The organism is Anaerobiospirillum sp. NML120448, assembly GCF_023050945.1.
Taxonomy (GTDB): domain Bacteria; phylum Pseudomonadota; class Gammaproteobacteria; order Enterobacterales; family Succinivibrionaceae; genus Anaerobiospirillum.
In genome coordinates this window covers 1-13279 of record NZ_JALKIM010000090.1, presented here as the reverse complement: position 1 = coordinate 13279, position 13279 = coordinate 1, and the positions used below count along the sequence as shown (strand labels likewise).

General features: G+C 41.8%; 2 protein-coding genes. Both read right to left on the bottom strand.

The window, feature by feature from the left end; genetic code table 11:
• The coding region (locus tag MXE38_RS10980) for an autotransporter domain-containing protein (RefSeq protein ID WP_246914819.1) at positions 1-5782 on the bottom strand (5782 nt) is incomplete at its 3' end.
• A 937-nt stretch (positions 5783-6719) separates the two neighbouring features.
• Positions 6720-12656, bottom strand: a complete 5937-nt coding sequence (locus MXE38_RS10975) for an autotransporter domain-containing protein (RefSeq protein WP_246914815.1) — start codon at positions 12654-12656, stop codon at positions 6720-6722.
• Between the last annotated feature and the right edge of the window lie 623 nt (positions 12657-13279).

The window sequence follows — 13279 nt, the reverse complement described above, 5'->3', positions numbered from 1 at the left end:
CATCAGTGTTAGAGGAGCCAGTGTAGTTGAGGCCTAAGCCTAAACCAAAGTTGCCAGTCTTAGCAGCGATGCCAACAGCTGCACCATAGGTGAAGTTGTCAACAAACTCAGCCTTGGTAGATACGTCGTAGTTGCTTACGCCAGTCCAGGATACAGTACCATCAACAGTGTCGTCACCGAAGTTGCCAGTTAAGGTCAAGTCAAAGCTTGGCTTAACAGTCCAAGTGTCGGTTACATACTCCTTGGAGATGGTTACACCAACAGGGATGGAGAATACGTTAGCAGAGCTTGCATTGTATTGACCAACCTCACCAAACTCGGCAGAGTCAATGGAGTAGTCATCCATATCGATGCGAGTGAAGCGCATACCAGCGTGTGGAGTTACGTCCATCTCAGCAACCTTTAAGGAGTACTGACCAGTTACACCAACGCTTAAGGCAGTGGTATCAAAGGAGGTAGAGGTCTTGCCAGCAGCAGTGTTAGCCTCAACATCAGAATCGATAGTGGTGTAAGAAACATCACCAACGATTGAGAAGTTGTCGATAGCATAGCCTGCGTAGATAGAACCACCAAAGTAGTCAAAGTCATTAGATACTACAGAGGCAGCACCCTGACCATCAGCATCACCAGAACCTACGTTGAACATTGCACCAACACGTACACCGTTAGCTAAGGTTACATCACCACCTAAGGCTACACCGTATAAGGTAATGTCAGAACCATAGCCTAAGCCGTCAGCATCGAAGCCGTCAGACTCATGGCTCTTGTAAACTGGGGTTACCCATAAGCCAGAACCCTGACCATTGTTAGCAATAGTCATAGTACCAGCCTGCTGGCCCATACCGAAGCGACCTGCAACAGCGTCATAAGTGGTAGAGGTAGCTACTAAAGCAGTCTCAGCGGCACCACCAAAATCACCCATACGTGCGGCTTGATCAGCAGCAGCACCATTGGTATTACGTACAACCTTCTCTAAGAAGTCATTGTATGCCTTCTTGTAGATGTCATAGGTAGGGTTACCAGCTTGATCCTTATTACCAGTTGCAACAGCTACGTAGTTGTTGAAGTCTTCCTTCTTTAAGCTCTCGCTAGCGGTAGCGCTAAAGCCAGTAATCTTGCCAGTGGCTGGATCGATCTTGAAATTAGTCTGTGCAGGGCCTGCAACACCTAATAAGACCTCTTCAGTTACACCTGGGGCTACTTGAGCGCCATCACGTGGATACATCTCTTCCCAGTTCTTGGTAAGAGTGGTGTAGCCTAATAAGAAGTCACGCATTGGGGCAGAAGCAGCGGTAAAGGCACTATCAACCTTAGTGGTATCAAGAGTTAAGGTACCCTTAGAAGCTTCCTCGCCAGCCTTGAGGTAGAACTGCATTAAGCCGTTTACAGTCTCAACACGGATGCTATTGGTCTCATCACCTAAGATCTTAACGCCTGTATTAGTTGTACCAGCATCAGTAAATACAGTGACTTCACGAGAGCCGTTTAAGAAAGAAGAACCATCAAGAACAATCTTGGCACCCTTCTCGGCATAAACAGCAGCATCGGCAGAAGCAAACTTGATAGCACCGTCAGCCTTATTAGCACCGTCGCCTAATACTAAAGCAGCATTGCCACCTAAGTATAAGTCAGCCTTTTGAGAGGCTGCTACACCATTAAATGCCTTGTTCTCGGTGTACTTAGCAACTAAGTCGCCACTCTTATCAAAGGCAGTGTCTAAGTTGGCGGTTGAATCAACAATAATTTGCTTATCATTCTTTACGCTTTGTTGAGCATTGATGTAAAGAACAGAACCAATCTTACCCTCAGCATCGCTTAAAGAACCATTTTGGTCTTGTAAGCTTGCTAAGTAAGAGCGAGCAGAAGCTAAATCAGAGCCTACTAATAAGGCAGAGTTTTGACCTACTAAAACATCGCCATTGATTAAGCTGATATCATCAGCTAATGGAGTGGACTTCTCAGTAAAGGCACCAATTTCTGCTACAGAGGACTTGAGACCATAAGCAGGGTCTAATACTAAGCGGCCACCATTTAAGTTTGCGTACTTAGCAGCTAAGAAGCCTGAAGAGTTAGCCTCATTAGTCTGGCTGTACTCACCAACAACGATATCTGCTGTTTGGGCGGTTAACTTTAAGATACCATCGACAGTAACTTGAGCACCATCAACGATATCAAGCTCATTACCGAAATCTGCATTGCCAGCAAATTGAGTTACACCTTTGCCAAACTCAACAGCTTGACTGGCCTTAAAGGCACCAGTAAAGGTATTGTTGCCAGCAAAGGTGGTATCACCTGATAAAGTGGTCTTACCTGCTACAGAAACATCACCTTCAATCTGGTTAACTTGACCTTGGGCATTGCCTGTTAAGGTTAAATCCTTAGCTACAACTAACTTAGAGCCAGCCTTGGAATCTAAGAAGCCAGTTGCTACCTTACCCTCAACAGTGGTTAAACCACTCTTAAGTTCTACAGAGGAATTATTTTGGCCTGATAAGTCCTTTAAGAATTTGGTTTCGCCAGCCTTGCTGTCGATAGTAGCATTAGAGCCAGAGGCTAAAGTTAAGTGATCAGCAATACCACCGTTTGCTAAGGTGAAGTTAGAGCCAGAATCTACCTTAATACCAAGAACTACATTGTCTTTACCAAGAGCAAAGTACTTGTTGCCAGTGGTATCACCCTCAATAGTGGTAGCATTGTATAAGCCACCATTCTTCTTAAAGGTTACATCGCTACCAGCAGTGGTAATATCCTGAGTAACTACAGAACCAAAGTGACCTGTAATAGCATCGGAGGTAACACCTGTGAGCTTAGCCTCTTGAAGCTTAGGGTCAATATAGGTAGGGAGGTAGTCGGCATAGTCCTTAGCGGTATCCTTCCAAGAAATTTCATTATTCTCATCAGGAGTTAAACCAGCAATAGTAATATCACCCTTTAAGGTTACTGTACCCTCTGGAGATACAGTGTTGCCAAATAGCTTATTGCTAATAGCATCTAAGCCATCCTTTGAAATGGAGCCAGCTTGACCAAATACTAAGTCAATATTAGAGCCAGCATTTGAATCAATGGCACCCTCAGTAATTTCTAGAGAGGTAGCAAAGGTTACCTTGCCATCTTGGTCAACAACGAAGCCAGTCATGGCATCGCCTTGGATGGTTAAATTAGAGTCCTTATTAAGAACGATAGAGCCTGAGGCTAACTTAACACCAAGCTTATCATCGGTAGTAACATCAGGGGTGCCAGCATCACTAAACTTACCGTTAATAGTCATGGCACCACCACTTAAAGTGATAGAACCAGAGGCAGCCTCGATATTGTTGGTGGTTAAGGTACCAGTTGAGTTTACGCTAACACCCTTTTCTGCCTTGAATAGGTCAGTTACAGATAAGCTAGCAGTAATAGCCTCATTCTTAGCATCAAACTTATTCTCAAGACCAATAGTCAATGTGCCATTGGTGCCTACAGATAAAGTCTTCTTAGCTGTCCAGTTGCCTGCATCCACCTGAGCAGAGCCGCTTGAAATATCTAAAGCTGATGAGATATCACCACTTTCAGTTAATGCTTGAGAGTAGTCAGTACCATCAACATCAATAACTTTTCCTAATAAAAGATTAGAATTAGCATCAGATGTTTGAATGGTCTTCTCAGCTTGTAAGCTATTTAATACAGTAAAGTTACCAGCACCTAACTTAAGCTCTTTTGCAGTAGAACCACCAGACTGAACAAGTGCTAAAGTACCTGCTTGAATAGAGCCGCTTTGGCCAATAGCTAAAGCAGCACTATCAAAGTTGTTGATAGTTAAAGTGTCTGCAACTTCTAAAGTACCGCTTGAACCGCTATCAAAAACTAATGCAGCATCGGTAGAGTTTGTTGAGGTAGCACCTGACTTAAGAGTACCAAAAGCAAGCTCAAGGCTGTCAGTTACTTGAACTTTACCACCATTCTTAATAGCAATAGAGGAAGCCTTGGTATCTTTCTTAATGAAAGAAGTAGCTTGCTCGCCACGAAGTACTAAAGTACCAGCGTCAGCAATGATTGCTACATCACCAGAGGTTTTAGCATCTTTCGCAGTGAGAGAACCAGCCTCAGAAATATCTAAGGTTGCATTAGCGCCAGAAACGGTAATGTTATTGCCAGTTGCTCTTTCAATAGCAATATTACCATTAGTAAGCTTTAAGCTTGATGCAACTTTGTTGGTACCTTGGCTATCTGCATTCTCATTAGCTGAAACAGTTAAAGCGCCAGAGGTTAAGGTAATATCCTCACCAAAAGTATACTCACCAGCTGCAATAGTAAGTGAACCGCCACTTACATTAATAGCATTGCCATTAATTTTGCCTTCAGCTGCTACATTAACAGTTTGATCTTCTTGAGTGGTCTTAGTCATGCTCTTTAAGGTAACTTTGTCTTGTAATACAAAGTTGTTGGCATTAGAAACTAAGGTTAAGTTCTTAGACTCTAGAGCAATACCTGCTTTTACAGTTTTATCTGAACTAGTGCCTAAAGTGAGGTTGTTCTTTGCAATAGCAGTTAAGCCAGTTGCGTTTGCAACAGTAGCATCAACTGTAAGATTATCTGCACCAAACTTTGCACCTGAAGCTACAGCAATAACGCCAGCTGCTGCATCACCAGAGAAAGTAAAAGCAGAAAGATTGGCATCACCATTAACAACTACAGTACCTGATGCGCCAATGTGTAAAGAGCCAGAGGCAGCGGTTAAACTTGTGCCAGAAGGAGCTGTTGCAGTGCCCTTTAAGAAATTATCTAAGGTAGTCTTAGAAAGGGTAAGCTCAGCAGAAGCACCAGAGCCAACTAATAAAGTGCCAGCTCCAGTTGCGTCATCGGTGGCTGTTAAAATTACGCTATCACCTAAAACTACAGAGCCCTTCTCTACTTGTAATACAGAGCCACTTTTAGCAGTAGAGCTACCTACTAACTTGATAAGGCCGCTCTTAATGTTAAGTGTGCCTTCATCTGCAGGGGTATCAGGTTTATCGGCAAGCTCAACTAAAGCAGTTTTCTCTGTTCCTACAGAAATTGTTACATCGCTAGCAGTACCATATGAGGTGATCTTACCAGAGCCAGAGGTGAAGTCTAATTCACCACCAGTAGCTTGAAGATTACCTGCTAAGATGGCTAAGCTTGCGCCAGAGCCTGCAAATTCGATCTTACCGCCTTTTTGTAGAACGATATTATCAGAACCACTACCTAAAGTAGCAGCATCGCCAGATTTGGTTGTATCACCAATCTTGATAACGGCATTAGTGGTTGCATTCTTACCATCACCAACTTTGATTGTGTCAGCAGATAAGGAAACAGTGCCTGAACCACTAGCGCCATTAACTAATTGAAGTAAACCGCTTTGTACATCAACAGAGCCAATATCAACAGTAATAGCCTTATCATTGCCTGCTTTGATTTCTAAGCCCTTTGCTTCCTCGCCAGTTTTAACGGTGAGAGAGCCAGTACCAGATAGGGTTAAAGCATCTGTATCAATGGTGATGGAGTGATTGGTTGTACCTGAAACAGAGATAACTTCAACAGGAGCATTCCAACCTAAACTACCAGATCCTGAAATAGCAACATTAGTAGATCCACTCTGCATTGTAATCTTATCAGTACCTGCAAAGCCTGTAAGATCGGTTGGGTTAGCAGCCTGAGCCTGACCAGCAGCTAAGCCCATGGTTACGACGGCAGCTGCGGCTAAGCCCTTGAAATATGCATTCTTAAAGATTGCACGGTATTGAGCCATTAAGAACTTAATGGCGTTATTTGTTTGCTTCATTTGTAATATGAAATGAAAAATGTGTGGGATGTTTTGTCTTGGCAGCTTTAGCTTTGTCTAGTTGAGGTCACAGTAAAGCCTCGCTTTGTACTGAGCAGGCGTTTAAATTTACTGATAAAAATGACGTTCAAGTATTAGGTATAATGTGGAATTGGTAGTAAGACTAAGTAATTCCTTACACATACACTCAAAAGCTAAAGTGCAATTAGGCTAAAAGCCTTAGTTGGTTTTTGTACAAGCAATCGTGGATTGTCTTGTAGCTAAGAGGTAAAAGTAGTAAAGACAGCTCTTAAACTAGCACGCTAAATCTAATTTAAAAGTGTCAAACATCTCTAATGTTGGTTTGCACCAACTAACTAAGAGGCACTACTAGTGCGGGATGTAAGACAAAACAAATATGTAGAGCGCAATTATGTGGAAATGGCTCTAGAATGGTGTTTTTAAGCGGTATGTCTAAAAATTAGTCGAAAAAAAAAAGCATAAATTGTGCCTATATTTGCAGCACTTAATAAAAAATTGTTGATTTCAACAATGTATACAATTATCGAATGCGTTGCATAAAGTAATAGCACTTCGTTCAGTGAATTTAACAGCTTTAATAAGACCAATCAGAGAAATAGGGAGTCTTGCGATATTGTATGTGATTTGACGTATCACAAAGAATAGGTTAATTGATGTTAATCAATATGTATTTTAAGAACATTATCCTAATAGCTGTAATGGCTTATTTATCTTATTTCTGCAGCATAGGCGGGCGTTTTAAACTTTAAAAGCCCAATGTTAAAAGCCAAAAAGGCAGGACGCTTATTTTAATAAGCTTCCTGCCTTTTGTATTTTGGACTACATAAAAAGAGGCTCTCAACCTAACAGAGCTTGCCTTTCTGCTAAGTCTCAAGCCTCAATTTAAGTAGTTTTTCGTTAAATGCTCTATTTAAGCTTAGAACATGTAACGTGCATTGGCGTTTACACCAAACTCATCAGTGTTAGAGGAGCCAGTGTAGTTGAGGCCTAAGCCTAAACCAAAGTTGCCAGTCTTAGCAGCGATGCCAACAGCTGCACCATAGGTGAAGTTGTCAACAAACTCGGCCTTGGTGGATACATCGTAGTTGCTTACGCCAGTCCAGGATACAGTACCATCAACAGTGTCGTCACCGAAGTTGCCAGTTAAGGTCAAGTCAAAGCTTGGCTTAACAGTCCAAGTATCGGTTACATACTCCTTGGAGATGGTTACACCAACAGGAATGGAGAATACATTAGCAGAGCTTGCATTGTATTGACCAACCTCACCGAACTCGGCAGAGTCAATGGAGTAGTCATCCATGTCGATGCGAGTAAAGCGCATGCCAGCATGTGGAGTTACGTCCATCTCAGCAACCTTTAAGGCGTACTGACCAGTTACACCAACGCTTAAGGTAGTGGTATCAAAGGAGGTAGAGGTCTTGCCAGCAGCAGTGTTAGCCTCAACATCAGAATCGATAGTGGTGTAAGAAATGTCACCAACGATTGAGAGGTTGTCGATAGCATAGCCTGCGTAGATAGAACCACCGAAGTAGTCAAAGTCATTGGATACTACAGAGGCAGCACCCTGACCATCAGCATCACCAGAACCTACGTTGAACATAGCACCAACACGTACGCCGTTAGCTAAGGTTACATCACCACCTAAGGCTACGCCGTATAATGTAATGTCAGAACCATAGCCTAAGCCATCAGCGTCGAAGCCGTCAGACTCGTGGCTCTTGTAAACTGGGGTTACCCATAAGCCAGAACCCTGACCATTGTTAGCAATAGTCATAGTACCAGCCTGTTGACCCATACCGAAGCGACCTGCAACAGCATCGTAAGTGGTAGAGGTAGCAACTAAAGCACTCTCAGCAGCGCCACCAAAATCACCCATACGAGCAGCTTGATCAGCGGCAGCACCATTTGTCTGCTGGGTAACACGATCTAAGAACTTGTTGTTAGCCTTGCGGTAAACAACTGTAGTCTGCTGACCGTCAACAGTTTCCTTGATTGCTACGTAGTCATTAGCTGTAAGCTTGGACTGGGTATCTACAACGGTAATTGCATTAGCTTGCGCATCCCACTTGGCCTCAGTCTCAGCAGCCTTGTAGTCAACTAAGTACTCTGGAGCCTTAGGATCCTTAGCAGCAATAACTTCATCCCAATTGGTGTGCTTAGTGGTATAGCCAAATAAGAAGTCACGCATAGGCTCAGAAGCGCCTAAGAAAGCACCTTCTACCTTCGATGAATCAAGAGCTAATTGCTTAGCAGTAGTTTTCTGACCAGCTTCTAAGGTAAAGTACATTAAGCCGTTTAAGGTCTCTACACGAATGTCGTTCTCGCCTTTCTTACCAAGAACATCAACACCATCATTATCTTTGTCTTGGAAGAGGGTAATGTTAGTACCGCTTAAGAACTTATCGCCGACTAATACAATCTTACCTGACTTCTGACCATCAGCCTTTGGAGCATAAATAGAGGCATTAGCCTTGTCAAAGTGGATTGCACTGCCTTCAGATAAAATATTGTCGCTAACTGCTAAGGCAGTATTAGTGCCTAATACTAAGTCAGCAGTTTGGCCGTTGTACTTGTAACCATCAGTAGTACCAGCAAGATTCTTATTGATAGCTTCAATAGAATTGTGAGCATCAACAACTAAGTGCTTGCCATTTGCTAAAGTGAGCTTAGAACCTAAGAAAGCAATAGAGCCAATCTCATCTTCAACTAACTGACCTTGATCGTTTTGGAAGTTCTTTAAGAATTCTTGCATGAAAGCTAAAGAAACAGCCTTATCTTGTTCAGTTTGACCTAAGCCTAAAGCAGCATTCTTACCAACAATTAAGTTGCCAGTTGCATAGCCTGCCTTGCCAAGAACAGAGGTGGAGCTGTAACCAGTGCCAGATAAGGCACCAATTGCGCCAATAGAAGTCTTCTCGTTGTACTCAGGATCAATAACGATAGCAGCACCGTTTTGAGAGATCTTACCAGCCTCTAAATAGCCAGTAGAACCATTGTTCCACTCACCATTTGCAAGTTGGTACTTCTCTTCACCAACAGTTAAGCTCTTGCCACTATTAGTAAGCACAATTTCCTTAGCTTGGAAAGTAGCGCCATTGTAGATGCCTACATTATCCTTAAGAGTAGCCTTACCAGTGCCTTCAAGAACAGTAACATTGCCGTTTACATCAAGGGTCTTCTCAGCGGTCAATCCATTCTTAAATACATTGTTTTGACCATCTAAAGATACATTGCCCTTAAAGGTTGCTAAATCAGCTACCTCTAAGTTGCCCTTAATTTCGCTGTCAGAGGTTGCATTGCTTACAGTTAAAGTCTTGCCAATTACTAAATTGGTGTTAGCCTCAGTGTTAAGAACACCTACCTTAACAATGTCCTTAACCTCAGTAGTACCAGATTGAACTTGGAACTCAGTGTTATCGCCACCAGAAACCTTAGCAATTACGTTCTTCTTAGGATCAGCGCTGTTGGTGTATACAACGGCATTATTACCAATAGCAATCTCACCTGCAACACCACCACCGTTTAGACCAAAATTAACACCGTCTTCAACCTTTAAGTTTAAGGAAGTGCCGCTAGCATTTACAGCATATTGATCCTTATTAGCACCTAAAGCTGCATTGTTTAAGGAACCATAGCCAACTGTAACTTCAGTTGCATTTGCAGCGTTACCAGAAGTTTGGATATTACCAACGTTGTTTACAACAGGCTTAGAAACATCAGTTACGTCTACAGTGGCATTAGATAAGGTGTCATCCTTAATGTCCTTAATATCGCCAATAGAAGCTAAAGCATCCTGAGAGATCTTGCCATCGGTAACTAAAGAGTTGCCGTTTGCATCAACTAAGGTAGAGCCTTCACCTAAGTAGATAAATCCGTCATCTAAAGTATCACCTGAACCAAAGAACTCTTTACGTAAGCCTTCTAATTCCTTAGTGTTGAACTTGGTCTTATCAGCAAACTTTAAGGATAAGGTTGCAAAGTTATTGAGATCAATCTTGCCAGCAAAAGGATCATCCTTGATCTTAGTGGTATCGTACTCTACAGCACCAGTATTTGCATTGAACTTAATTGGGCTGAGAACAGTCTCACCTAAGGTTAATTCTGCATTAGCGCCATCAACCTTGATAACAGAACCAGCTGCAGTGCTTAAGCCTAAAGATGTAATCTTAGCAGGATCGGTTTCTTCTGACTGTAAGCCGTTGACAGTTAACTTACCCTTTACAGTAAAGTTAGAATCACTACCAGCTTGTAAGTCTAAGCTCTTGATGGTAGCGGAGCTATTCTCATGAACAGTGAACTTGCCGTCAGCTTTAGTAACAACTAAGTTATCAAATTTTGCTTTGGAGCCAAGAATGTTGCCATCAATATCCTTGGAAGTGCCATCACCAATAGCAAAGTCACCAGAGGTTAAGGTTACATTCTTACCAGTCCAATTCTTAGAAAGAACTTCAACCTTAGTGGTGTCTGTAGCACCAGATAATACTAAGTTTAAGTTAGTAGAACCTTCCTCAAGGTCTTGTACAGAGTAGGATGAACCATCAGCTGCTTTCTTAGGGCTAATAGTTCCAAACTTAACATTGGCACTTGCGCCAAGTGTTGCATCAAGAGCTTTACCATTCTTTTGGAAGTCAGAGGTAAGAGTATTTAATACATACTCACCAGCACCTAAGCTTACATTCTCTGGAGTTACAGAATCGCCGCTATTTAACACTAAACCTTGAGCAACTAACTTGTTGTTTGCTCCTACATTAAAGTCATTAGCATCTTTAATTGTTAAAGAGCCGTCTACTTTTAAGGTTGCTTTATTAGTTGCACTATCACCACTTAAGTTAATTGCATCAGCTTGAGCTCCTGTCTGAGTAGTAAAGTCTGCCTTTTCAAGCTCTAAATCGCCAGCAACAGCTAAAGTAGCACCACCCTTAATTAAGGTCTTAAATGCTGAAGATTTTGAACCAGTTAATAGCTCTTGAGCCTGCTCACCAGTTAACTTTAAAACACCATTCTTTTCAATGGTTACTGAGGTGTCGGTATGATCAATGGTTGCACCAGTAAGATCTAACTCTGCATATAAAGGAGCAGTAGTGCCGTTACCAATGGTAATAGTACCTGACTTAGAAGTTAAAGTCTTACCATCTAATGATAACTTGGCGGCTGAGTTAGCATTTGCAGAACCAATAGTTAACTTAGCAGCTGCAGTGTTCTTATCTAAAGTAATATTAGCATTGGAAGTCCAAGTACCATTTGCGACTTGAAGCTCGGCTGCATTTGATACAGTTAGAGTGCCGTTGGTGCTGTTGATTGAGCCAGCGTGGCCTAATAAAAGAGCCTTTTTATCTGCATCGGCTTTCTTGTATGCCTCGGAAGCAGCGATGGTCTTTGCAGAATCTTCGCCAAGAATGATCTTGCCATAGGCAGTGGAGATCTTTACATCAGAAGAATCAAGGTTTAATGCAGAGTTAGCGCTAATTGTTGTCTGGCTAAATGTTACATTAGAACCAGTCTTGTTCTTAAGAGTAATAGTATCAGCCTTAGCAACTGCACCATCAACGCCTAAATCAGCATCTAAGGTCATGTCTTTGGCTTTTACAATACCGCCATCAGCAAGACCAATAGTGCCATTGGCTTTGTTAGCAGGTGTACCAAATTTTGGTACGTTTTCGGTTTGGGTTAAGTCAAGACTATTGCTGCCAAAGTCTAAGATACCACCTTTAGCAACAGATAAAGGAGTCTTTTTAGCAAGGGCATTTGCTTGTGCAATATTGGCTGGAGCAAAAGAGGCACCACCAGAAAGGGTGACACCCTTATCTCCTTCAAAGGTAAGAGCATCTAAATTAGAAATAACTAACTTACCTTCACCAGAAAGGGTTAACTCACCACCTAAGTTTAGCTTGCCCTTGGTTAAGGTTAAAGTCTTCTCAACAGAATCGCCGCTCTTAACAAAGTCACCGTCTGCAAACTTAACAGTTAAACCACCACTATCTACAGTAGTAATTTTACCTTCAGCAAGTTCACCTGTTACTAATGTTAGAGTTGCAGTATCTGTAGCTTTAGCACCTGTTGCAACGACTAATTCACCATCCTTTTTAATGGATAAATTAGCAGCTTGGATATTGGTATTGTCAGTTGAAGCTGTCGCAGTGATTTTACCGTGTGCGCCTACTTCAATATCAGAGTAGTTAGCAACATCCTTAGCCACATTTGGAGCTGGCTCAGTGGCAGCTGCACCTTTCTTTGCTAAGTCATAACCAAGAAAACCAAGAGAGCCAACGGTAATATTAGCATCACCTGTTGTGGCACCAGCTAAAGTAATCTCCTTAGAAGCTAAGCCTGCTGTACCTTGTGCTGAACCAGCTAGGGAAATAGTTCCCTTAGTAACAGTAATACCATCAGTAAACTCTACTTCAGCATTTTTGGTATTGTCAGTACCAGCAGATGAAATTGCTAAACCATGAGTAGCACCAGCACTAATGTTTACTGTAAGTGACTTGCCTTTGAAAGATAAGTTTGCGCCAGCAGCACCAGTAATAGTATTAGCTGAGGTTTCTCCAGAAGTGATTTCAAAAACTTTGTTGGAAAAATCTGCAGTGGGATCAGCTGTTACAGTAATCTTGGTGAATTGATTTTTGATAATTTCACCACTATCATCCTGCTGTACACCATTAATAATAATTGTTCCATCAGCAACTGCAGTTGTTCCATTAAAGATTTGGTCTACTTTACCAGCCTGAGCTTGACCAACGGCTAAGCCCATGGTAACTACGGCAGCGGTGGCTAAACCTTTGAAGTATGCATTCTGGAAGATTGCACGGTATTGGGCCATTAAGAACTTAATGGCGTTATTTGTTTGCTTCATTTGTATTTGAAAAAATGAAAGTTAAATTGCTTGTTTTGTCTTGGCACTTCTAAATTGCAACTTATAGACATAGCAAAAGAGCACGCTTAGTACTGAGCATGATGGTTTTTACTAGAATTTTGGGCTATAAGCTTTGATATGATGTAAGAATTAGTCTATGTAAAACATCGTACAAAATAGGGGCAAAATAAAGTGCGATCAGGCTAAGAGCCTTAATATGTTTTTATACAAGCGCTAAATTAAAAGTAACTTGTAGTTAAGAGGTAAGAGTAGTAAAGACCTTGTAATGATAAGCACGCTAAAAGCTTATTTAAACCAAGTCTATTAAACACTACTAGTGCGGGAGTGTAAGACAAAACAAAAAGATAGAGCTCAATTGCGATGAAAGAGCCCATGGCGGGTGTTTTAAGACGGTGCGTCTAGAAACTAGTCGAAAAAAAAAAGCATAAACTATGCCTAAATTGTTCTCAAAATACAAAGAAAATTATCAAGTGAGTCCCTATGTCTTAAAATAGTTTTCAAAATTAGTTCCCAAAAATTTATTATACTCTAGGGCGGTTCCTATGGAGATTTTAAAATGGCATACCCCCTTGATTTGAAGCTAACTGTTGTAAGACACGTTC

What these genes read in the sequence shown, in the direction of transcription:
- MXE38_RS10975 (WP_246914815.1), bottom strand. Translation starts at nt 12,656, where the DNA reads ATGAAGCAAACAAATAACGCCATTAAGTTCTTAATGGCCCAATACCGT.